The sequence below is a fragment of the Paramesorhizobium deserti genome, assembly GCF_001558695.1.
Classification (GTDB): Bacteria; Pseudomonadota; Alphaproteobacteria; order Rhizobiales; family Rhizobiaceae; genus Paramesorhizobium; species Paramesorhizobium deserti.
In genome coordinates, this window is record NZ_LNTU01000003.1 from 48,624 (window position 1) to 70,194 (window position 21,571).

The 21,571-nt window shown below is 62.3% G+C and carries 20 protein-coding genes; 10 read left to right on the top strand and 10 right to left on the bottom strand.

Features of this window, described 5'->3' with window-relative positions; genetic code table 11:
* Positions 1-239 precede the first annotated feature (239 nt).
* From cysS to rarD, 5 genes are all read left to right on the top strand, one after another.
* The gene (gene cysS, locus ATN84_RS08015) at positions 240-1,931 is read left to right on the top strand and encodes a cysteine--tRNA ligase (RefSeq protein WP_068881115.1); all 1,692 of its coding nucleotides are present in this window, start codon (positions 240-242) and stop codon (positions 1,929-1,931) included.
* 23 nt (positions 1,932-1,954) lie between these two features.
* Positions 1,955-2,266: a DUF559 domain-containing protein gene (locus ATN84_RS28085; RefSeq protein ID WP_082766170.1), complete on the top strand. Its 312-nt coding sequence runs from the start codon at positions 1,955-1,957 to the stop codon at positions 2,264-2,266.
* The gene (locus ATN84_RS08025; protein ID WP_068881117.1) at positions 2,263-2,745 is read left to right on the top strand and encodes a GFA family protein; all 483 of its coding nucleotides are present in this window, start codon (positions 2,263-2,265) and stop codon (positions 2,743-2,745) included. Before ATN84_RS28085 ends, ATN84_RS08025 begins: the two co-directional genes overlap by 4 nt.
* Before the next feature lie 58 nt (positions 2,746-2,803).
* Positions 2,804-4,417, top strand: a complete 1,614-nt coding sequence (gene cimA, locus ATN84_RS08030) for a citramalate synthase (protein ID WP_068881118.1) — start codon at positions 2,804-2,806, stop codon at positions 4,415-4,417.
* A gap of 123 nt (positions 4,418-4,540) precedes the next feature.
* On the top strand, positions 4,541-5,476 hold the full coding sequence (gene rarD / locus ATN84_RS08035; RefSeq protein WP_068881119.1) for an EamA family transporter RarD: 936 nt from the start codon (positions 4,541-4,543) through the stop codon (positions 5,474-5,476).
* Positions 5,477-5,511: 35 nt separating this feature from the next.
* Here the strand turns inward: rarD and ATN84_RS08040 are convergent, their stop codons facing one another.
* Together ATN84_RS08040 and ATN84_RS08045 are read right to left on the bottom strand one after the other, a co-directional pair.
* Positions 5,512-6,504 (bottom strand): CorA family divalent cation transporter, encoded by a 993-nt coding sequence (locus tag ATN84_RS08040; protein WP_068881120.1) that lies wholly within the window; start codon positions 6,502-6,504, stop codon positions 5,512-5,514.
* Between the two features lie 70 nt (positions 6,505-6,574).
* Positions 6,575-7,180, bottom strand: a complete 606-nt coding sequence (locus ATN84_RS08045; RefSeq protein WP_068881122.1) for an LOG family protein — start codon at positions 7,178-7,180, stop codon at positions 6,575-6,577.
* A gap of 210 nt (positions 7,181-7,390) precedes the next feature.
* Here ATN84_RS08045 and ATN84_RS08050 point away from each other — a divergent pair, with 210 nt between their 5' ends.
* From ATN84_RS08050 to ATN84_RS08060, 3 genes are all read left to right on the top strand, one after another.
* A complete protein-coding gene (locus tag ATN84_RS08050; RefSeq protein WP_068881130.1) occupies positions 7,391-8,719 on the top strand; it encodes an Ig-like domain-containing protein in 1,329 nt (442 codons plus the stop codon).
* A 66-nt stretch (positions 8,720-8,785) separates the two neighbouring features.
* Positions 8,786-9,148: an ArsR/SmtB family transcription factor gene (locus ATN84_RS08055; protein WP_068881132.1), complete on the top strand. Its 363-nt coding sequence runs from the start codon at positions 8,786-8,788 to the stop codon at positions 9,146-9,148.
* 48 nt (positions 9,149-9,196) lie between these two features.
* The gene (locus tag ATN84_RS08060; protein ID WP_068881134.1) at positions 9,197-11,092 is read left to right on the top strand and encodes an ABCB family ABC transporter ATP-binding protein/permease; all 1,896 of its coding nucleotides are present in this window, start codon (positions 9,197-9,199) and stop codon (positions 11,090-11,092) included.
* Between the two features lie 165 nt (positions 11,093-11,257).
* On the opposite strand, the gene ATN84_RS26740 is transcribed toward ATN84_RS08060, so the two are convergent.
* On the bottom strand, positions 11,258-11,425 hold the full coding sequence (locus ATN84_RS26740; RefSeq protein WP_280139604.1) for an AbrB/MazE/SpoVT family DNA-binding domain-containing protein: 168 nt from the start codon (positions 11,423-11,425) through the stop codon (positions 11,258-11,260).
* 120 nt (positions 11,426-11,545) lie between these two features.
* Between ATN84_RS26740 and ATN84_RS08065 the strand changes: the two genes are divergently transcribed.
* Positions 11,546-12,244: a phosphatidylserine decarboxylase gene (locus ATN84_RS08065; protein ID WP_068881135.1), complete on the top strand. Its 699-nt coding sequence runs from the start codon at positions 11,546-11,548 to the stop codon at positions 12,242-12,244.
* 4 nt (positions 12,245-12,248) lie between these two features.
* Positions 12,249-13,091 carry a CDP-diacylglycerol--serine O-phosphatidyltransferase gene (gene pssA, locus ATN84_RS08070; protein WP_068881137.1) on the top strand — a complete coding sequence of 281 codons (843 nt, stop codon included), beginning with the start codon at positions 12,249-12,251 and terminating at the stop codon, positions 13,089-13,091.
* Between the two features lie 6 nt (positions 13,092-13,097).
* Here the strand turns inward: pssA and ATN84_RS08075 are convergent, their stop codons facing one another.
* From ATN84_RS08075 to ATN84_RS08105, 7 genes are all read right to left on the bottom strand, one after another.
* Positions 13,098-13,664, bottom strand: coding sequence for an AAA family ATPase (locus ATN84_RS08075; protein WP_068881139.1), 567 nt, complete (start codon positions 13,662-13,664; stop codon positions 13,098-13,100).
* 196 nt (positions 13,665-13,860) lie between these two features.
* The gene (locus tag ATN84_RS08080; protein ID WP_068881141.1) at positions 13,861-14,601 is read right to left on the bottom strand and encodes an SDR family NAD(P)-dependent oxidoreductase; all 741 of its coding nucleotides are present in this window, start codon (positions 14,599-14,601) and stop codon (positions 13,861-13,863) included.
* A gap of 42 nt (positions 14,602-14,643) precedes the next feature.
* Positions 14,644-16,137, bottom strand: coding sequence for an amidophosphoribosyltransferase (gene purF / locus ATN84_RS08085; RefSeq protein ID WP_068881143.1), 1,494 nt, complete (start codon positions 16,135-16,137; stop codon positions 14,644-14,646).
* Positions 16,138-16,379: 242 nt separating this feature from the next.
* Entirely contained in the window at positions 16,380-16,973 is a 594-nt protein-coding gene (locus tag ATN84_RS08090; RefSeq protein ID WP_068881145.1) for a CvpA family protein, read from the bottom strand.
* A gap of 244 nt (positions 16,974-17,217) precedes the next feature.
* A complete protein-coding gene (gene radA / locus ATN84_RS08095; protein WP_068881146.1) occupies positions 17,218-18,609 on the bottom strand; it encodes a DNA repair protein RadA in 1,392 nt (463 codons plus the stop codon).
* A gap of 220 nt (positions 18,610-18,829) precedes the next feature.
* On the bottom strand, positions 18,830-19,993 hold the full coding sequence (gene alr, locus ATN84_RS08100) for an alanine racemase (RefSeq protein ID WP_244491024.1): 1,164 nt from the start codon (positions 19,991-19,993) through the stop codon (positions 18,830-18,832).
* 14 nt (positions 19,994-20,007) lie between these two features.
* Positions 20,008-21,522 (bottom strand): replicative DNA helicase, encoded by a 1,515-nt coding sequence (locus ATN84_RS08105; protein ID WP_068881148.1) that lies wholly within the window; start codon positions 21,520-21,522, stop codon positions 20,008-20,010.
* Between the last annotated feature and the right edge of the window lie 49 nt (positions 21,523-21,571).

Consider the following 21,571-nt stretch of genomic DNA (forward strand, 5'->3'; position numbering starts at 1 on the left):
AGGCGGGGATAAGTGCGTCCCATGAAAACGCCATCCGCAACGACGATTTGCATTTGTGTGATCATTATAGGCTAGCAGCCTGCTGGCCCGGCCGTTTTCGTCTCCTTAACTCCCTGAAAAGATGACAAACGCCCCGGCCAGCCGGCCAGAGCCGTTATGTTGGTCCGGGCTTGAGCAGGTCCAGGAAAAATGGAAACCGGTTTTCCGTCCGGACTTGCGTGAATGTTATGGGGATTTGAATGAGCGATAACGCGCCGCATCTGCGCCTTTATAATACGCTGACGCACGAGAAGGAGGAATTCTTGCCCGTCGACCGGGAGAATGTGCGCATGTATGTCTGCGGCCCCACGGTCTATGACTACGCCCATATAGGCAATGCGCGCCCCGTCATCGTCTTCGACGTGCTGTTCCGCCTGCTGCGCCATCTCTATGGCGAGGATCACGTCAACTATGCGCGCAACATCACCGACGTCGATGACAAGATCAACGCCCGAGCCGCGCGTGATTATCCCGATCTGCCGCTGAACGAGGCGATCCGCAAGGTGACCGAAACCACCAACGCCCAGTTCCAGGCGGATGTGGCGGCTCTCGGCTGCCTTGCCCCGACGAGCCAGCCGCGCGCCACCGAAACGCTCGATGAGATGCGCGCCATGATCGACCGGCTGGTCAAGCGCGGCTTCGCCTATGTCGCCGACGATCACGTGCTCTTCTCCGTCTCCTCGATGAACGGGGCAAAGGGTCTGCCGCGCTACGGTGCGCTGGCCCGCCGCTCGCTCGACGAGATGATCGCCGGCGCGCGCGTCGATGTCGCCTCCTACAAGCGCGACGAGATGGATTTCGTCCTGTGGAAGCCGGCGAAGGCGGGCGAACCCGGCTGGCCTTCGCCCGCCGGTATTGAGGTTCCCGGCCGCCCCGGCTGGCATATCGAGTGCTCGGCCATGTCGATGGCCAAGCTGCTTCAGCCGTTTGGCGGCGGGCTCCAATGCGATGATCCTGAAAAGAACGTCTTCGACATCCATGCCGGCGGCATCGACCTCGTCTTCCCGCATCATGAAAACGAGATCGCCCAATCCTGCTGCGCGCTCGGCTCCGATCGCATGGCCAATATCTGGATGCACAACGGTTTTCTTCAGGTCGAGGGCCAGAAGATGTCGAAGAGCCTGGGGAACTTCGTGACGATTCGAGAACTGTTGAACGACTGGTCAGGTGCATCCATGCGTTTGGCTATGCTCCTGACGCATTACCGACAGCCAATTAACTGGACCTTGGAAAAACTAACCGCCGCAAGATCGGAATTGGCTGATTGGGCTGCATGTGTCTTTGATGGTGTATTGTTGGGAGAGTTTGAATCAAGATTGTTGACGAATAGTCGGCCACCGATTGATCCAAGGGTGATTTCACCCCTTCTTGATGACTTGAACACAGTTGGAGCCATAACCGGGATAAGAGCACTTTATCATGAAGCATCGTCCAACGATGACACCAAAATTCATCTATTGAATGCGGCTCATTTTTTGGGTTTGTTCTCACTTAGAAATATCGGAGCTTTGCTCACGAATTCAGCTTCTGGAACTGCTCCAATTGCGCGGTTTTCTGAACACCGGCAGTTGATCTCGAAAGTGCAAGCTGCATCAGCGAATTTTGATTCAGCAGCTATCCAGCAGGCAAACACCACCATTTCGTCACAAGGACTGGTGTTCAACATTGATGAGGCAGATGGGTTTGTTTCATTTGATAAAATAGACAGCTCATCCAACGAACCTGATGATATTCAGGCTAAAATTGACGAGCGCCTGTTCTACCTGCGTGAGAAGAACTTCGCCGAGGCAGACCGCATCCGCAGCGAACTGCTGGAAAAGGGCATACAGCTCAAGGACGGCAAGGATCCAGCGACGGGCGAGCGCGTGACGACTTGGGAGGTGAAGAGGTGACGGGTCTCTGCCATTCAGCACAAATGCTGGTGGGACAGCGCCCCCCTCTGGCCTGCCGGCCATCTCCACCGCAAGGGGGGAGATTACGCTTTCATCAATGTGCAGCGCCAATTGCCGACTTTGTTTGCCCAACACACCATTTGATCGTTGAAATCGATGGAAGTCATCATGGATCGCCAGAACAGATGGCTGATGATGAAAGGCGGACGGCCCATCTCCAGAGCCGTGGCTACACCATCCTGCGCTTCTGGAACGATGATGTCATCCGCGACATCGACGGCGTCTGCCAACATATCGTGACGGCGGCCGCTGAAACGGAGGAGATTTTGCAATGACCCTCGACAACAGGCCCGTTTACACGGGCGGCTGCCAGTGCGGCGCCGTTCGCTTCCGCGTCGAAGGAAAGCTGGGCGACGGTTCGATCTGCCATTGCCGCATGTGCCAGAAGGCGTTCGGCAGCTTCTATGCGCCGCTCGTCTCCGTCCGCGAGGCGGATTTGGCCTGGACGCGCGGCGAGCCCAAGCACTTCCAGTCCTCCAACCACGTCAAGCGCGGCTTCTGCGCCGAGTGCGGCACGCCGCTCACCTATGAGGCGCCGGACGGTGTTGCGCTCGCCATCGGCGCCTTCGATGCGCCCGAGGAGATCGAGCCGGTCGTGCAATGGGGAACGGAGGGCAAATTGCCCTATGTCGACAATCTCTGGCGGCTCCCCGGGCATGAGACGATGGAAGACACCCAATCGGCCGAGTTCCTGAATACGCTCGTCTCCTACCAGCATCCCGACCATGACACGGATCAGTGGCCGCTTTCGTGATAAGAGGCGGGCGATTTGCAGAACTGGAAATGAACCAGGCTCTTGAGGAGCGGAAATAGTGAAAAAAGAACGTATCTACCTCTACGACACGACCCTGCGGGACGGCCAGCAGACGCCGGGCATCGATTTTTCCATCGAGGCCAAGAAGGCGGTTGCCGCCATGCTCGATGAGTTCGGTGTCGATTATGTCGAGGGCGGCTATCCCGGGGCGAACCCCACCGATACGGCTTTTTTCAAGCGCCGGCAGACCGCGCGCGCCAAATTCGTCGCCTTCGGCATGACCAAGCGGGCAGGCGTCTCCGCCTCGAATGATCCCGGCCTGTCGGCGCTCCTGCAATCGGCCTGCGATGCCGTCTGCTTCGTCGCCAAGAGCTGGGATTACCATGTGAAGGTGGCGCTCGGCTGCACCAATGAGGAAAACCTGGAGGCGATCACCGCCTCCGTCACCGCCGCCCGCATGGCCGGCAAGGAGGCGATGGTCGATTGCGAGCATTTCTTCGATGGCTACAAGGCCAATCCGGAATACGCCCTTGCCTGCGCGGCGACGGCCTATGAGGCGGGTGCGCGCTGGGTGGTGCTCTGCGATACCAATGGCGGCACGCAGCCGGGAGAGGTGGCGGAGATCGTCAATGCGGTCAGGAAGGTGGTGCCGGGCGAAAGGCTGGGTATCCACGCCCATGACGACACCGAGCAGGCGGTCGCCGTCTCGCTTGCGGCAATCGACGCCGGGGTGCGCCAGGTGCAGGGCACGCTTAACGGCATCGGCGAGCGCTGCGGCAACGCCAATCTCGTGACGCTGATCCCGACGCTGATGCTGAAGCCCTATTGGGCCGACCGGTTCGAGACGGGCATCAGCGCCGAGGCGCTTGCCGGGATCACGCGTCTGTCGCACACTTTCGATGATATCCTGAACCGCGCGCCGGACGAGCAGGCGGCCTATGCCGGCACCTCGGCTTTCGCCACCAAGGCCGGCATTCATGCCTCGGCGCTGATCAAGGAGCCGGCCACCTATGAGCATGTGCCGCCGGAAGCGGTCGGCAACCGCCGCCGCGTCATGGTTTCCGACCAGGGCGGAAAGTCCAATTTCATCGCCGAGCTCGAGCGCCGCGGCGTCAAGGTCGCCAAGGACGATCCGCGTCTCGATACGCTCATCGCGCTCGTCAAGGAGCGCGAGGCAGCGGGCTATGCCTATGAAAGCGCGGATGCGAGCTTCGAGCTTCTGGCGCGTGGGCTTCTCGGCGCCATCCCGCTGTTCTTCAATGTCCATTCCTTCCGCTGCATGGTGGAGCGGCGGTATGACGCCAACGGCCTGATCAAGACCGTCTCCGAGGCGGTGGTCAAGGTCGAGATCGACGGGGAGATGCGCATGTCCGTTGCCGAGGGGCACGGGCCGGTCAATGCGCTCGACATCGCGCTGCGCAAGGATCTCGGCCGCTACCAGAGCGAGATAGAGGATATGGAGCTGGCGGATTTCAAGGTGCGCATCCTGAATGGCGGCACCGAGGCCACCACCCGCGTCCTGATCGAATCCCATGATGCCACCGGCGCGCGCTGGCGCACGGTCGGCGTCTCGGACAACATCATCGACGCCTCCTTCCAGGCGCTGATGGATTCCGTCGTCTACAAGCTGATGAAGAACCGCGAGATGGCCGGGCAGGTCGCGGCGGAGTAGGGGCTGATCAACAGAATTGATGCCTTTATCAGCATAATTGAATGGATTTCATGCCGAGTTGGGCGCAAGAGCGCGGTCTACCCTCCGCGCGATGCGCGCGGGAGAACGGGATGAGGCACTTCCATGACCGATAATACGCTTGCCCGTGGCCAGATGTCGGACGGCGCTCGCGGCTTTTCCTTTGCGCTTGCCGCTTACCTTATGTGGGGTTTCCTGCCGCTTTACATGAAGCTGGTGACGCATATTCCCGCCACCGAAGTGGTGGCGCATCGCATCGTCTGGTCGGTTCCCGTCGCCGCGCTCCTGCTTTTCCTCATGGGGCGTACGGCCGATATCGCCGCCGCACTGCGCAATCCTCGCACGTTGCTGATGGCCTGCCTCACCGCTGGCCTGATCACGGTCAACTGGGGTATCTATGTCTGGGCGATCTCGGTGGACCGGACGCTCGAGACGGCGCTCGGCTATTACATCAACCCGATGATCAATGTCGTCCTGGGCGCGCTGTTCCTCAACGAGCGGCTCAACCGGGCGCAGATGGTGGCGGTCGGCCTGGCGGCAGCCGCTGTCGTCCTGTTGACCGTCAAGGCTGGCGGCCTGCCATGGGTTTCGCTCGCCCTGGCGCTAAGCTTCGGCTTCTACGGCTTCCTGCGCAAGACGCTGCCGATCGGCCCGTCGCAGGGCTTCATGCTGGAGGTGCTGATCCTCTCCATCCCAGCGCTCGGCTATATCCTGTGGCTGATCGGCCATGGCCAGGACCATTTCGCCGCCGGTTCGTCCTGGGACGTCTTTATCCTGTCGATGGCCGGGCCCGTAACGGCGGTGCCGCTCATCTGCTATGCCTTCGGCGCCAAGCTCCTGCGCTACACCACCATCGGCATCATGCAATATATCGGCCCGACGCTGATCTTCCTGATCGCCGTCTTCTGGTTCAAGGAGCCGTTCTCGACGGTCCAGTTCGTGGCCTTCGCCCTGATCTGGGCCGGCCTCGCGATCTACACCTGGTCGAGCCTGGCGGAAGCGCGGAAGAAGGGAGTAGGGAATAGTGAGGCAGTGAGATAATTTTCCCTATCTCCCTATTCCCTACCTCACTGTTTTCACCGCCCCGATCGCCCGATCCGCCGGACGATCAGCAGCACGATGGTCGAGATGGCGAGACCGAGGATCACCACGGTCCAGAAACCGTGCGCCTCATCGGTAAAGGGAATACCCGACAAATTCATCCCGAAGAAGCCGGAGATCACGGTCGAGGGAAGAAGCACCGCGGTCATCACAGAAAGCACATAGAGGAGCTCGTTCGACCGCTGGGCGAGCTTGGCCATCAGCTCTTCCTGCAAAAGCCGCGCCCGCACCTGCAGCTGTTCGCCCTCCTGATGCAGGGCGGCTGCCCGCTGAGAGAGGTTCTCCACGATATCGGCGAGCTCCTCCGGAAATTCCTTGCGATGGGCATATTCCAGATGCCGGAGCAGGTTTGCGGTGATCGAGAGGTAGCGGTGCGAGGCGACGATCTGCCGCCGGACGGGCGCCAGCCGCTCGCTCTGGTCTTCCCAAGCATCGCCGACGATGTGGTCCTCAATGGAATCGAGCTTTTCCGAAAGATCGGAGAGCTGCAGCTTCAGTCTTTCGAGGAAGCGGCGCACGATGCGCTCGAAAAGTTTTGCCGGAGAGGCCGGCTTGAAAAGGTTCTGGTCGAGCGACTGGCGAATGTCGTCCACCGATTGCAACGGATGCCGACGGCCGCTGACAAAACGGTCGGCATTGAACGAAAAGCGGAAATAGCCCGGCGCGCGCCCATCGCCATAATGCTCGTGCTGCATGTCGGGCATTTCGCCGAACAGCCAGCCCTCCTCATATTCGATGTAATAGCGGTCGGAGCCTGAAAGCAGGCTTTCCTTCACGACGGGCGGCAAATAGCCGGCCGTCTCGATCGTTTTGCGTCCGCGCGTATCGGCCAGGGAATAGCTGGTCCAGGACCAGCGCGCTTCGGCGGCCGCCGTCCGGTTTCCCAAGTCGTCGAAGGCATAGAAGGAAGCGATTCCGGCATCGCGGAAGAAAGTGGTGGGTTCTTGGATTGGGGTCTGATCCGCCATGCCCGCCTCTATCAGTGAATAGTGAATGGTAAAATGGTGAATGGTGGTTTTGCCATTCACTATTCACCATTTACATCCGTTCAATGACCGCTTCGTCGCCCTCCGACGGTCTGGTGGCCGCGGCCTCGAGAATGGCTGGAACGATGTCCTCGGCGCGATCGACGATCAGCGGCTTCACCAGATGCGACGTATGGATGAAGCCTTCGGCTTTCATATGGTCGATGAGCGTGATCATCGGATCCCAGAACCCGTTGATATTGGCGAAAACCATCGGCTTCTCGTGATGGCCGAGCTGCGCCCAGGTCATCATCTCGACGATTTCCTCCACCGTGCCGATGCCGCCGGGCAGCGTGACGAACGCATCGGAGCGCTGGAACATCAGGTGCTTGCGCTGGTGCATGTCGTCGGTGACGATCAGCTCGTTGAGCTGGCCGAGCGCGTGCTCGGTCGCTTCCTTGTTCATCAGGAATTTCGGGATGATGCCCGTCACCTTGCCGCCGGCCGACATTACGCCGTCTGCGACGGCGCCCATGATGCCTTTCGTGCCGCCGCCATAGACGAGTTCCAGCCCATGTTCGGCGATCGAGTGCCCGAGCAGCTTGCCCGATTGCTTGTAGAGGGGATTAAGGCCCGGAGACGAGCCGCAATAAACGCAAATGGATCGAATCTTGCTCATGGCGGGAGTAGGGCAGTTCGCCCCGAAACCGTCAAGCCGTTACATGGCCGCAACCTGCGTCAGGACGCACTTTTGCACCCGGTCCGAGATAGTTCTATAATGCGATGGTTCCGCATAGAGGCGAATACGAATACCCAGCTGCAAGGCATCCCACATTCTTGTAGGTCCGATCAAAAAGCTGTAAATCGAAGTGAAAAGGGACCGGGGAAAATGCAGAAAAATCACTATGCCCTGCTTGGCTTCGCTGCGGTTATAGCCGCGGCCGGGATCGCTTCCTATTTCGGGGTTCTCCCAGGCCCCACGCCGGAAGCGCCGCGCGAGCCGCCCGCCGCGGCGGCAGTTGCCCCTGCAAAGCCGCCGGTCGACGCGCCGCAAGCGGAGGCGCCGGCGCCGGAGGCTGCACCTCCCGCCGATCAGCGGGCGGGCGTCACCGTCCCGTCCTTCGATATATTGCGGGTCGAGCCGGACGGCTCCGTCGTCATCGCCGGCAAGGCCGCGCCTTCCTCGAATGTGGATGTGGTTGCGGGATCGACCGTCCTTGGCTCGGCCAGGGCGGCCGAAAACGGCGATTTCGCCGTCGCCCTCGACCGGGCGCTGAAGCCTGGCGACCATCAGCTGGTGCTGCGCGCCACCGGCACCGACAACAAGGCGGCGACTTCGGAGCAAACCGCGGTCGTCTCCGTGCCTGACAAGGAGAGCGGGCAGGTGTTGGCGCTGGTCGAGCAGCCGGGCCAGGCCAGCCGGATGATCACCACGCCGCAGGCGCAGAAGCCCGTTTCCGCCGAACCTGCCGATGCAAAGCAGGACAAGCCGCTTCCGCCATCCGCATCGTCGGATGCGCAGCCGGAGACGACGCAGAAGCCCGCCGATCAGGCGCTCGCGACGCCTGGACAAAATCCGGCGGCCGCCACGCCTGAGCCCGCCGCCGAACCGCAGCAAGAGGCGCCGATCGCGGTGGAGGCGGTCGAGATCGAGGGCAATACGATCTTCGTCGCCGGCAGGGCCACCAAGGGCAAGCGCGTCGCCGTTTATGCCAATGATACGATGCTCGGCAGCGACGGCGTTTCGCCGGCGGGCCGTTTCCTGGTGCAGAGCCAGCATCCGCTCGCCGTCGGCGATTACATCATCCGGGCCGACTTGACGGAAAAGGATGGCACGGTGATCGCCAGCGCGCGGGTTCCGTTCCGCCGCGAAGCGGGCGAGAACATCTCGGCCGTCGCACCGAAAGCCGGAGGGGATGCCGCCGGCACGCAGGCGGATCAGCCTGCTTCGTCCGGATCCGCCATGGGCGCTGCGAGCGATGCGACCGCCAAGCCGCTGAAAAACGTCGCCGGCTCGGTCATCATCCGCAAGGGTGACAATCTCTGGACGATTTCCAAGCGCACCTATGGCCGGGGCACGCGCTATACGACGATCTATCTCGCCAATGCGGATCAGATCAAAAACCCTGATTTGATCTGGCCCGGTCAGGTGTTCTCCATGCCGAACGAGCCGCTTTCGGATGAGGAAGTGCAGCATCGGCTGAAGACATCGCAATAAAACTTTACCGCTTCGGTCCCGCAAAGCCTTGCGGGAGTACGTCTTATCGTATATCGCCGATTTACGATGAAAGATTGCTCCCGCTACGATCTGGAAACGCTGCCCGCCGGTGATTGCGAGGAGGCTCGCGCCGCGCGCATCTATGCCGCGCTGGGGCATGGCGTCCGGCTGCGCATCCTGCGTCACCTCATGCAGCAGGATGCCTGCTGCTGCAAGGAGATCGTCTCGACCGTCGATCTCGCGCAATCGACCGTCTCGCAACATCTGAAGGTCCTGGTGCAGGCGGGGCTGGTCGACTACCGCCCCGAGCGCCAGTCATCCCGCTATAGCGTCAACGCGCACGCGCTGGCCACGATCCGAACCCATCTGAGCGGCCTGGAGCATTTTGCAGCCGAGCGGAATCGCTCGGCGTCGCATAAATGCGGCTGAACCAAATGGACCACTGCTGCGCCAACCAGCGGATAAAGCTCGAAAATCATGTCGACTAGAAAAAGCACCAAAACCGTTTCCGCCGAATCCGGCCAGACCCTGCAGACGATCCGCAATCTCTGGCCCTATATGTGGCCGGACGATCGGCCGGATCTGAAGATGCGCGTCGTCTGGGCGACGTTCTATCTCATCATCTCGAAGGTCGTGCTGATCCTCGTTCCCTATTTCTTCAAATGGGCGACGAATGCGCTGAACGGCAAAATGCAGGCGCCGGATTATATCCCGGTCCTGTTCCTGGGCGCGGTCATGCTGGTTGTTGCCTATAATGTCGCGCGTATCGTGCAGGCGGGCCTGAACCAACTGCGCGACGCGCTTTTCGCCAGCGTCGGCCAATATGCCGTGCGCCAGCTGGCTTTCAGGACCTTCGTGCATATGCATGAATTGTCGCTGCGCTTCCATCTGGAGCGGCGCACCGGCGGCCTGTCGCGCGTCATCGAGCGCGGCACCAAGGGCATCGAGACGATCGTCCGCTTCACGATCCTCAACACGGCGCCGACGATTCTCGAATTCGCGCTGACAGCGGTGATCTTCGCCTTCGCCTACGGCTTCTGGTATCTCGCGGTCGTCGCCGTCACGGTCTGGCTCTATACCTGGTTCACCATCAAGGCGAGCGACTGGCGCATCAACATCCGCCGCGAGATGAACGATTCCGACACCGACGCCAACACCAAGGCGATCGACTCGCTCCTGAATTTCGAGACTGTCAAATATTTCGGCAACGAAGCCATGGAGGCGCGGCGTTTCGATGGCGCCATGGCGCGTTACGAGGAGGCCGCGACCAAGACCTGGACGTCGCTCGGCTGGCTGAACTTCGGCCAGGCGGTGATCTTCGGCGCGGGCATGGCGATCCTGATGGTGATGTCGGCGCGCGAGGTGATGGCCGGCACGCAGTCGCTGGGCGATTTCGTCTTCATCAACGCGCTCTTGATGCAATTGTCGGTGCCGCTCAACTTCATCGGCTTCATCTACCGCGAGGTGCGGCAGGGCCTGACTGACATCGAGCAGATGTTCGATCTTCTCGATGTCGAGCAGGAGGTGAAGGATAAGCCGGATGCGAAGCCGCTGGCCGTAACCGACGGTTCGATCCGCTTCGACGATGTGCGTTTCGCCTATGATCCGGCCCGTCCGATCCTCAAGGGCATCAGCTTCGAGGTGCCGGCCGGCAAGACCATCGCCATTGTCGGCCCTTCAGGCGCGGGCAAATCCACCATTTCGCGGCTGCTTTTCCGCTTCTACGACATTCAGGGCGGCGCGATCACCGTCGATGGGCAGGATGTCCGCGACGTGACGCAGGAATCCTTGCGCAGGGTCATCGGCATGGTGCCGCAGGATACGGTGCTCTTCAACGATACCATCGCCTACAATATCCGCTATGGCCGCATGTCGGCGAGCGAGGAGGAGGTCGAGCGCGCGGCCGAGCTGGCGCAGATCTCCCATTTCATCAAGCTCCTGCCGGATGGCTACCAGTCGATGGTCGGCGAGCGCGGCCTGAAGCTCTCGGGCGGCGAAAAACAGCGCGTCGCCATCGCCCGCACCATTCTGAAAGCACCGCCGATCCTCATTCTCGACGAGGCGACCTCGGCCCTCGACACGGCGACCGAGCAGGAAATCCAGTCGGCGCTTGATATCGTCAGCCGTGGCCGCACCACGCTCGTCATCGCCCACCGCCTGTCCACCGTCATTACGGCCGACGAGATCATCGTGTTGAAGGATGGTGTGATCGCCGAACGCGGCACCCACCGCTCGCTGCTACAGAGGAAGGGCCTCTACGCCTCCATGTGGGATCGCCAGCGCGAGGCGACCGAAGCCGAGGAGCGCCTGCGGCAGGTGCGCGAGAAGGACGAGTTGGGCATATTGGATCGTGGAGTTCCGGCGGCTGAGTGAGGCGGGCTACGATGCGGTCATATTTAATGGACCGCTGTCCAACTTTTATTTCAAAGGCTGGCCCCGCCAGTGGAAAATCAATCTGATCGAGCGAACAAATCCCCACTGGCACGATATCGCCTGGCACCTTGTTTAGCTCCGTCTTCTTCCGTCATCCGATGCTTGTCAGGACACCTCGCGTTCCTCCTGCATCGGCTGCTCTCGCATAACCATGAAATCCTCACTCACACGCGGGCCATTGAGGAAGAAATCATCCCACCGCTTGCCTTTCGGCACGATCACACGGCTATCGCCGATCTCGATTATTTCGACCTGAGGCACATCAGAAGTCATGACTTACCTCCGGTTCATCCCGATGGAAAATAGATAGGCCTCTATACACCAAGTGCGCACAATGGCGTTTGCCCAACGCCGTGTTCTCCACTAAGTAGTGGGGAAATCGAGGAATAATTGATGAGCCTTTTCGATACCGTCCGCAACACATTCGTGCCCATTCACCGCGAGGGCTATCCCTTCATCGCGGCCTTCTTCCTGGCCTCGCTGGTTCTCGGCTGGTTCTGGGATCCGCTGTTCTGGATCGGCATGGTCCTCACCATATGGTGCATCTATTTCTACCGCGATCCCGAGCGGGTGACGCCGCAGGATGAGCGGCTGGTGATCAGCCCGGCGGACGGCAAGGTTTCCTCCGTCGGCCCGGCCATTCCGCCGCGTGAGCTCGAGCTCGGCGACGAGCCGATGACGCGCGTCTCCGTCTTCATGAATGTCTTTTCCTGCCATGTGAACCGCGCGCCGGTAGCGGGCCGCATCACCCGGATCGCCTACCGCCCGGGCAAGTTTTTGAATGCGGATCTCGACAAGGCGAGCGCTGAAAACGAGCGCAACGGCCTCGTCATCGACAGCCCCAACGGCGCGGTGGCGGTGGTGCAGATCGCCGGCCTCGTGGCGCGGCGCATCGTCTGCTGGGCGAAGGACGACAATCTGCTGGCGACGGGCGAGCGCTTCGGCCTGATCCGCTTCGGCTCCCGCGTCGATGTCTATCTGCCGAAGGGCGCGGAACCGCGCGTCGCCGTCGGCCAGACGGCGGTCGCCGGCGAAACCGTGCTGGCTGAATTCGGCAGCGACAGGCCCGCGCCCGCGGTACGGACCGCCTGATCCCATGGAAACGCCGTTTCCGCCATTCGAGCCGAACGGGCCCGCCGAGGGCAGGGGGCCGCGCCTGTCGCAGATACCGATGCGCATGGTCGTGCCCAATGTCATCACGGTGCTGGCCATCTGCGCCGGTCTGACCGGCATCAGGCTCGCCTTCGAGAATCGTTTCGAGATGGCGGTGTCGATGGTGCTCATCGCCGCCTTCCTCGACGGCATAGACGGCCGCGTCGCGCGGATGATGAAGGGCTCGTCCAAATTCGGCGCGCAGATGGATTCGCTCGCCGATATCGTCAATTTCGGCGTGGCGCCGGCGCTGGTGCTCTATTCCTTCATGCTCGACCAGGCGCGCGCCTTCGGCTGGATCGCGGCGCTGCTCTATTGCATCGCCTGCTGCCTGCGACTCGCCCGTTTCAACGTGATGACGGAAGATCCGCGCACACCTGCCTGGCAGGGCAATTATTTCATCGGCGTGCCCGCGCCGGCCGGCGCCATGCTGGTGCTACTGCCGGTCTATCTCGGTTTTCTCGGCCTCGCGCCGACGCGGGTGCTCGCCTTCGCCGCCGCGATCTATACGGTGGCCATCGCCTTCCTGCTGGTCAGCCGCCTGCCGGTCTATAATGGCAAGACGGCGGGTAGCCTGGTGCGCCGCGACATCGTCATGCCGCTCATTCTCGGCGTGGTCCTCTATGTCGCCTTCCTGATGAGCTTCACCTGGGAAACGCTGACACTGACGGCGCTCGCCTATCTCGCCTTCCTGCCGTTCAGCGTCGCCGCCTGGCACAGGCGCATGGCCGCCGAGATGCAGGAGACGCCGGAAAGCGCGGCCGAGGGGCGCGGCAAGGACGCCTGAGGCCGACTACGATGCGTTGATTTCCTTCAGCACGAAGGAAACCCGCTCCCCTACATTGGCGAGCGGCAGCATCACCGGCTCGTAGCCGAGCGCCGCATAGATCTCCACCATCACGTGGAATGTCCGCTCGGCCTCCTCGAGCGATTGTTTTCTCTCGGTGTCCTGCGCGAAGATTTCCCGCCAGGGCGGGGCGAAGAAGACGCGGGTGTTATAGCGAAATGCGCGGGCGGCGTTGTGCGCGTGCTGCGGCACGGGCAGGCCGCAGAGCCTGAGATAGCCGATGACATCAGGCACGCCCCGGTCGAAGAGGACCGGCCCGTCATGCTGCGATGCCGCCGCATAGGACCGAATTTCCCAGGAAAGCATCATCTCGGCGAAGAGCGCCCGGTCCTTCCAGGGGAGGGCATTGCCGTCGATCTTCACCTGATCCTGGATGATGCCGCGTCCCGCCTCGACGGAGCGGGCAAATCCCGACTGCTCCAGCGCGTCGAGCAGCGTGGTCTTTCCGGAACCCGGACCGCCGGTGAAGACGAAAAACCGGTCTGAATTATGTGAGGCGATGTCGTGAGTCATGGCCTGTTTCCTGCTTCTGGACGATGAAAGACATACCGGCGACTTGCGTCGGCGGCTGAATGCGATGGGGGAGGAAAATTGGTGGAGGTGGGAAACGTTGGCGCGATAATACCCCCTCTGGCCTGCCGGCCAGAGGGGGGTGAGAAGCGCCTGCGGTGCGAGCAAACAGAGCGTCGCCCGAACACGGCCTGATTGATCAATCCGGCATATGATAAGCGAGGAACCGGTTCTGGCGCACGTCGAAAAGCTGACCGGTGACATCGAGCTTGGGATCGGCCAGCGCCACGATCTTTTCCGCCACGTCGCGCGGGTGGGGCAGGGTCTCCGGATCCTCGCCCGGCATGGCCTGCGCCCGCATGGCGGTGCGCGTGGCGCCGGGGTTGACCGAGTTGACGCGCAGTTTCATGTTCCGGGTCTCTTCCGCCCAGCTCCTCGCCATCACTTCGACCGCCGCCTTGGAGGCCGCATAGGGACCCCAGAAGGCGCGCGCAGAATGGGCGACACCCGATGAAAGCACGATCGCGCGGCCGGCGTCGGAGAGCCGCAGCAGCGGATCGACTGAGCGGATCAGCCGCCATGTGCTGGTGACGTTGACATTCATAACCTTTTCGAAGGTCTTGGCCTCGACATGGCCGAGCGGCGCGATGACCCCAAGCACGCCGGCATTGGCGACCAGGATATCCAGTTTCCCCCAGCGCTCATGGATCGAACCGCCGAGCCGGTCGATCCCCGGCATGTCGGTCAGGTCGAGCGGCACGAGCGTCGCGGTCCCGCCGAGCGCCCTGATCTCGTCGTCGAGTTCTTCCAGCCCGCCGACCGTGCGGGCGACGGCGATCACATGGGCGCCGCGCTTGGCGAGTTCGAGGCTCAGGAAATAGCCGATGCCGCGCGAGGCCCCGGTCACCAGCGCCAGCCGGCCATTCAGATCGATGCTCATGCTTGTCCTATCGGAGGGAAATGCTGTTCAGGTCCTGGGCGTCTAGCCGTTGCTCGCCAGAAGCGAGAGATTGTGCACATTGCTCTTCTGGTCTTCCTGGTCGAGAAGACGGGTCGGATAGTCGCCGGTGAAATAATGGTCGGTGAACTCTGGTGCCTTGGGGTCGCGCGGCTTGCCGCCGACGGCCCGGTAAAGCCCGTCGATCGATAGGAACGCCAGCGAATCCGCGCCGATATAGCGGCACATGGATTCGAGATCCGCATGCTGATTGGCGAGCAGCTTGTCCGCCTCCGGCGTGTCGATGCCGTAGAAATCCGGATGATAGATCATCGGGCTCGCGACCCGCATATGCACCTCGCGCGCACCGGCGTCGCGGATCATCTGCACGATCTTGAGCGAGGTGGTGCCGCGCACGATGGAATCATCTACCAGCACCACGCGCTTGCCCTGGATCACGGCCCGGTTGGCCGAGTGCTTCAGCTTCACGCCGAAGGCGCGGATCGACTGCGTCGGCTCGATGAAGGTGCGTCCGACATAATGGTTGCGGATGATGCCGAGCTCGAAGGGAATGCCGCTCTCCTGCGCGAAGCCGATCGCCGCCGGCGTGCCGCCATCGGGGACGGGCACCACCACATCGGCCTCGACCGGCGCCTCCCTGGCGAGGTTTATGCCCATGTTCTTGCGCGCGGCATAGACGTTGCGCCCGCCGACGACCGAATCGGGCCGAGCGAAATAGACATATTCGAAGAGGCAGAGCCGCTCCGGCTTGGGGTTCTGCGGCTTGATCACCTCGGTGCTGATCGAGCCGTCGGGCTGGATCTCGCAGATCACCACCTCACCGTTCTCGATGTCGCGGATGAATTTCGCGCCGATGATATCGAGGGCGCAGGTCTCCGAGCAGAAGATCGGCTTGCCGTCGAGTTCGCCCATCACCAGCGGACGGATGCCGATAGGATCGCGCGCCGCTATCAGCTTGGTGCGCGTCATGGCGAGCATCGAATAGCCGCCCTCGACCTGCCTGATCGCATCGACGAAGCGGTCGCTCGACGAGGTGAAGCGCGAGCGCGCGATGAGGTGAAGCACCACTTCCGTGTCGGAGGTGGACTGGCAGATGGCGCCGTCGGCGATCAGCTGCCGGCGCAGCGTCAGCCCGTTGGTGAAATTACCGTTATGCGCGATGGCGATGCCGCCGACTTCCAGCTCCGCGAAAAGCGGCTGCACATTGCGCAGCGCCACTTCGCCGGTGGTGGAATAGCGCGTATGTCCGATGGCGATCGAGCCCGGCAGCTTCGCGAGCGTCGCCGGATCGGTATAATGGTCGCCGACGAGCCCCATGCGTTTCTCGGTATAGAACTGCTTGCCGTCGAAGGAGACGATGCCCGCCGCTTCCTGTCCGCGGTGCTGCAGCGCGTGCAGCCCCAGCGCCGTCAGCGTCGCCGCGTCCGGATGGCCGAGAATGCCGAAAACCCCGCATTCTTCATGCAGACTGTCATCGTCCAGCGTGAAGGGCGCCTCATCACCAAAAGAATCGATCATTGCCGCAAGACCTTTCGATTGCGGTTGGTGCAGGTCCGGGGAAAATGCGAAGCGGTTCTCCCGGGAAAAGCAGGAATTGCTCCTCCTTCGGACATGCGAAAGAACAAATAGTTAGAGCGGTTCTTCTTTTCCAGAAAAAAGAACCGCTCCATTGAGCTCTATCGGGTGCTCTCTAGCACATTACAGACAGTTTTTGAAAGCGATCCCTTTGTCGCGGCCGATCAAAAAGCCTGAACTCAGACCTATTCGGCCGGGGTGCCGTCAGCCGGAGCCTCTTCCTTGGTGTCTGGCGCGTCCTGCTCGGTGGTGCCGGCCGGTGCATCGGTCTTCGGCTTGATCCGGTTCAGAATGGACGATTCCGGATCTTCCGGCAGCAGATTGACCAGCTTCTGCCCCAGAGAATCGAGAAGCGGCTTGGATTTCGCGTTGGCGACCCAGCCGGGCTGGTCCGCCGCGACGAGCCAGTTGAAGAACAGCATCGCAACCACGACCAGGAGCACGCCCCGCGCCGCCCCGAAGACGAAGCCGAGCGTGCGGTCGAGCGCGCCGATCCGGCTGTCGATGATGAAATCGGCGATCTTCATCGTGATGATCGACACGATGATCAGCGTGATGACGAAGACTGCGGCGATAGCCGCGATCTTGGCGATCGTTTCATTGCTTATGTAAGGCTGAACCAGCGGAACGACAGGGGTATAGAAGAGATAGGCGGCGATTGCCGCTGCCGCCCATGAGGCGACCGAGAGCACCTCGCGGGAGAAGCCGCGCACCATGGCGAGCACGGCCGAAACCAGCGTGATCCCCAGAAGAACTCCGTCAAGTAGCGTAATTGGCATCTTGGCCCCTCGATTCATTCTCCGTCAGACATGATCGTTTCTGGAAAATCTGTCAACTTTCCGCGATCATGTTTCCACCCCACAGTCGTCATCCTCGGGCTTGTCCCGAGGATCTGCGACGAGGAAGCAGCGGGAGTCCTCAATTATTCAGCCCGTCGCGGACGATGGTACCCCTCCGCTCCTTTACGGTAGATCCTCGGGACAAGCCCGAGGATGACGGAGAGCACGAAAGTGCCAAACCTGCCTAATCCCTTCCCCGCTTTCCCGGCCCCGACGCCGCTATGCGGGCGACGAGGTCCGGCAGCGATGCGGTCTCGGTCAGGCGGAAGGCCGATTTCGGCAGTTCTCCGCTTCCCCCCGGCAACACGGCCTGCCGGAAACCGAGCTTTTCCGCTTCCTTCAGCCGCTGCACGGCATGTGCCACCGGGCGGACGGCGCCGGAAAGGCTGATTTCGCCGAAATAGACGCAATCGGCGGGGAGCGCTACGCCGGCGATCGACGAGACGAGCGCCGCCGCAACGGCGATATCGGCCGCCGGCTCGCTGATGCGGTAGCCGCCGGCGACGTTGAGATAGACATCGTGCTGGCCGAAGCGCACCCCGCAATGGGCTTCCAGCACGGCGAGGATCATCGAAAGGCGGTTGCCATCCCAGCCGACGACGGCGCGGCGCGGTGTGCCGAGCGTGGAAGGGGCGACAAGCGCCTGGATTTCCACGAGAACCGGCCGCGTGCCTTCCATCCCGGCGAAAACGGCCGCGCCGGGAGCCTTTTCATTGCGCTCGCCGAGGAAGAGCTCGGACGGGTTCGACACTTCCCGAAGGCCGCCATCGGACATTTCGAACACGCCGATCTCGTCGGTCGGGCCGAAACGGTTCTTCACCGTGCGCAAGATGCGGTAATGATGGCCGCCTTCGCCTTCGAAATAGAGAACGGCGTCGACCATGTGCTCGACGACGCGCGGGCCGGCGATCTGGCCTTCCTTGGTGACATGGCCGACAAGCACGACCGCCGCCCCCGTCTGCTTGGCGAAGCGGATCATCGCCTGCGCACCGGCGCGCACCTGCGTCACCGTTCCGGGCGCTGAGTCGGCCATGTCGGTCCATAGCGTCTGGATCGAATCGATGATGACGAGATCGGGCCGGCGCGTATCGGAAATGGTCGCCAGAATGTCCTCGACATTGGTCTCGGCGGCGAGTTCCACCGACGTATCGGCGGCCTTGAGCCGCTGCGCGCGCAGGCGGATCTGCGCCACCGCTTCCTCGCCCGAGACATAGACGATGCGGTGGCCGCGACGCGCCAATGCGGCGGCGGCCTGCGTCAGCAGCGTCGATTTGCCGATGCCGGGATCGCCGCCGACGAGCAGCGCCGAGCCGCGCACGAAGCCGCCGCCGGTCACCCGGTCGAGCTCGGCGATGCCGGACTGGATGCGCGGCGCATCCTCGATGTCGCCCGAAAGCGTGGTCAGCGCCACCGCGCGGCCCTTGCGCGGCGTCTTGCCCGGACCACCGCCGATGCCGCCCGACGTGCCTTCCTCGACAAGCGTGTTCCACTCGCCGCAGGCATCGCATTTGCCGGCCCAGCGGGTGTGCACCGTGCCGCAATTCTGGCAGACGAACTGGACGCGGGGTTTAGCCATGGGGGGAGGCTACATTTAAATGAAACGTTGGTGGGACAGCGCCCCCCTCTGTCCTGCCGGACATCTCCCCCGCAAGGGGGGAGATTGGCTGGCGCCACTCTTGGCCCCCACTTTGCAGTGTTGGCGATTGGTGCCGAACGTCGATGAAGGCGTAATCTCCCCCCTTGCGGGGGAGATGGCCGGCAGGCCAGAGGGGGGCGCCTAGAATCAGTGTTTTCATTTAGAGAGCCGTCCCGCCACCCACATACCGCCGGTGATAGCGCGGGCCCAGCCCCGTCAGCAGCTCATAGCCGATGGTGCCGGCCGCGCGAGCCACCTCGTCGAGCGCGATATTGGGGCCGAAAAGCTCGATATGATCACCGGCCTTGATTTCCCCTTCCGGCACGTCGGTCACGTCGAAGGAAGTCAGATCCATGGTGATGCGGCCGATCACCGGGACGCGCCGTCCGGCGATGAAGCCATGCGCGCCTTCCGCAACCGCGTTACGCAGCGGCACGCCGGACCCGGAAGTCGAGCGCAGGTAGCCATCCGCGTAACCGGTTGCGCAAACGGCAATCCGCGTGTCGCGGTCAAGCGTCATGCTCGCGCCATAGCCGACCTTCTCGCCCCTCGCGGCATGGCGGATCTGCACGATCCGGGTTTCGGCCGTCACCACCGGCTTCATCGGATTGGCCGCGCCGCCGAGCGCCTCCCCACCATAAAGCGCGATGCCCGGCCGCGTCAGGTCGAAGAGATAATCGCCACCGAGGAAAGTGCCGGCCGAATTGGCGAGGCTTGATTCGATTTCTCCGAAAGCCGCCCGAACTTTTTGAAATGATTCGAGTTGCTGCCGGCTCATGCCGCTTTCCGGCGTGTCGCCACAGGCGAGATGGCTCATCAAGAGCACCGGGCGCACAGATTTCGCCTTTTCCGCAAAAGCGATGGCCTCGTCGGGCGTCAGGCCCAGCCGGTTCATGCCCGTATCGACATGGATCGCGCAGGGCTTGCGCCGCCCATGCTTGGCCCATGTCGCGATCTCATGGTCGGAACCGAGCACCGGAATGAGGTCGGCGTCGGTGAAGGCCGGGGCCGCGTCGTCGAAGAGCCCGTTCAAAACGAAGATGCGCGCCCTCGGCGCCGCATGGCGCACACGCAGCCCTTCCTCGGGCAATGCCACGAAAAACGTCTCGCAACCCGCGGCAAAGAGGGCAGGGACCACCTGCGCGATGCCGCAGCCATAGGCATCCGCCTTGACGACGGCGGCTGCGCGCGCCGGCCTTGAGCGCGCGTCAAGCGCTTTCCAGTTGTCGACGAGGGCGTCGAGATCGATGGTCAGCCGGCCGCCGGCGAGAAGCCGGTCGGCGCCGGTGGTCAGAACCGGCTGTTCCAGGGGAAGAGATGTCAATCTGGATCTCGCCTTCATTCATACCGTTCGGGCAAATGCGATTCTTCGGCCAGATCGGTAAAGCGCGTGTATTCCGCCTGGAAGGCGAGCTTGACGGTGCCGGTCGGGCCGTGGCGCTGCTTGGCGATGATCACCTCCGCCTTGCCGCGGGTTTCCTCCATGTCCGCCTGCCACTTGAAATATTCTTCCGTTCCGGGCTTCGGCTCGCGGTTCTTGGTGTAGTACTCCTCGCGGAACACGAACAGCACCACGTCGGCATCCTGCTCGATCGAGCCGGATTCGCGGAGGTCGGAGAGCTGTGGGCGCTTGTCGTCGCGGCTTTCCACCTGGCGCGAGAGCTGTGACAGCGCGATGATCGGAACATTGAGTTCCTTGCCGAGCGCCTTCAAGCCCGTGGTGATCTCGGTGATTTCTTGCACGCGGTTCTGTGACGACGCCTTGGACGAGCCGGTCATCAGCTGCACATAGTCGATGACCAGCACGTCGAGGCCGCGCTGGCGCTTCAGCCGCCGGGCGCGGGCGGAGAGCTGCGCGATGGAGATGCCGCCGGTCTGGTCGATATAGAGCGGAATCTTCTGCATCATGTGCGAGCAGGCGACCAGCTTTTCGAAGTCGGTCTCGGTGATCTCGCCGCGCCTGATCTTCGAGGACGAGATTTCAGTCTGCTCGGAAATGATACGGGTGGCAAGCTGTTCGGACGACATTTCGAGCGAGAAGAAGCCTACCACGCCGCCATTCACCGCCTTGACCGAGCCGTCCGCCTGCTGCTCGCCCTGATAGGCGGCTGCGATGTTGAAGGCGATGTTGGTGGCAAGCGAGGTCTTGCCCATGCCGGGGCGTCCGGCGAGGATGATCAAGTCCGATGGCTGCAGGCCGCCCATGCGGGCATCCAGCGAATGGATGCCGGTCGAGACGCCGGAGAGGTGGCCATCGCGCATGAAGGCGGCGTTGGCCATGTCGACGGCGGACTTGACCGCATCGTTGAAGGACTGGAAGCCCCCATCATAGCGGCCGGTTTCGGCCAACTCGAAGAGACGCCGCTCGGCATCCTCGATCTGCGCCTGCGGCGCCGTGTCCACCGGCGCGTCATAGGCGATGTTGACCATGTCCTCGCCGATGCCGATGAGCGCGCGGCGTGTCGCGAGATCATAGATCGCGCGGCCGTAATCCTCGGCATTGATGATCGTCACCGCCTCGGAGGCGAGGCGCGCCACATACTGGAACACCGTGAGGTCGCCGACCTTCTCCTCCGCCGGAAGGAAGTTCTTCATGGTGACCGGATTGGCCATCTTGCCCATGCGGATCAGATCGGACGAGACCTCGAAGACCTTGCGGTGCAGCGGCTCGTAGAAATGGCCGGGCTTCAGGAAGTCCGAAACCCGGTAGAAGGCGTCATTGTTGATGAGGATCGCGCCAAGCAGCGCCTGCTCCGCCTCGATATTGTTCGGCGCCTCGCGATAGAGCGTGTTGCGCCCGTCGCGTGCTCCGTCCCGCGCTTCATCGAGTTTGCGTATTGCCGCTTCTGCCATGATTCCGTTCAGCCCCTTGATCCGTATCGAGGTAGCGCCGGAATGCTGG

Bases quoted from the DNA above. Each gene is read 5' to 3' on its own strand.
- ATN84_RS08040 (WP_068881120.1), bottom strand. From the start codon at position 6,504: ATGGCGGATCAGACCCCAATCCAAGAACCCACCACTTTCTTCCGCGAT.
- purF (WP_068881143.1), bottom strand. From the start codon at position 16,137: ATGATCGATTCTTTTGGTGATGAGGCGCCCTTCACGCTGGACGATGAC.
- ATN84_RS08105 (WP_068881148.1), bottom strand. From the start codon at position 21,522: ATGGCAGAAGCGGCAATACGCAAACTCGATGAAGCGCGGGACGGAGCA.
- ATN84_RS08075 (WP_068881139.1), bottom strand. From the start codon at position 13,664: ATGACTCACGACATCGCCTCACATAATTCAGACCGGTTTTTCGTCTTC.
- radA (WP_068881146.1), bottom strand. From the start codon at position 18,609: ATGGCTAAACCCCGCGTCCAGTTCGTCTGCCAGAATTGCGGCACGGTG.
- ATN84_RS08045 (WP_068881122.1), bottom strand. From the start codon at position 7,180: ATGAGCAAGATTCGATCCATTTGCGTTTATTGCGGCTCGTCTCCGGGC.
- ATN84_RS08025 (WP_068881117.1), top strand. From the start codon at position 2,263: ATGACCCTCGACAACAGGCCCGTTTACACGGGCGGCTGCCAGTGCGGC.
- ATN84_RS08060 (WP_068881134.1), top strand. From the start codon at position 9,197: ATGTCGACTAGAAAAAGCACCAAAACCGTTTCCGCCGAATCCGGCCAG.
- pssA (WP_068881137.1), top strand. From the start codon at position 12,249: ATGGAAACGCCGTTTCCGCCATTCGAGCCGAACGGGCCCGCCGAGGGC.
- ATN84_RS08090 (WP_068881145.1), bottom strand. From the start codon at position 16,973: ATGCCAATTACGCTACTTGACGGAGTTCTTCTGGGGATCACGCTGGTT.
- rarD (WP_068881119.1), top strand. From the start codon at position 4,541: ATGACCGATAATACGCTTGCCCGTGGCCAGATGTCGGACGGCGCTCGC.
- ATN84_RS08065 (WP_068881135.1), top strand. From the start codon at position 11,546: ATGAGCCTTTTCGATACCGTCCGCAACACATTCGTGCCCATTCACCGC.
- ATN84_RS08050 (WP_068881130.1), top strand. From the start codon at position 7,391: ATGCAGAAAAATCACTATGCCCTGCTTGGCTTCGCTGCGGTTATAGCC.
- cysS (WP_068881115.1), top strand. From the start codon at position 240: ATGAGCGATAACGCGCCGCATCTGCGCCTTTATAATACGCTGACGCAC.
- ATN84_RS08055 (WP_068881132.1), top strand. From the start codon at position 8,786: ATGAAAGATTGCTCCCGCTACGATCTGGAAACGCTGCCCGCCGGTGAT.
- ATN84_RS28085 (WP_082766170.1), top strand. From the start codon at position 1,955: ATGCTGGTGGGACAGCGCCCCCCTCTGGCCTGCCGGCCATCTCCACCG.
- ATN84_RS08080 (WP_068881141.1), bottom strand. From the start codon at position 14,601: ATGAGCATCGATCTGAATGGCCGGCTGGCGCTGGTGACCGGGGCCTCG.
- ATN84_RS26740 (WP_280139604.1), bottom strand. From the start codon at position 11,425: ATGACTTCTGATGTGCCTCAGGTCGAAATAATCGAGATCGGCGATAGC.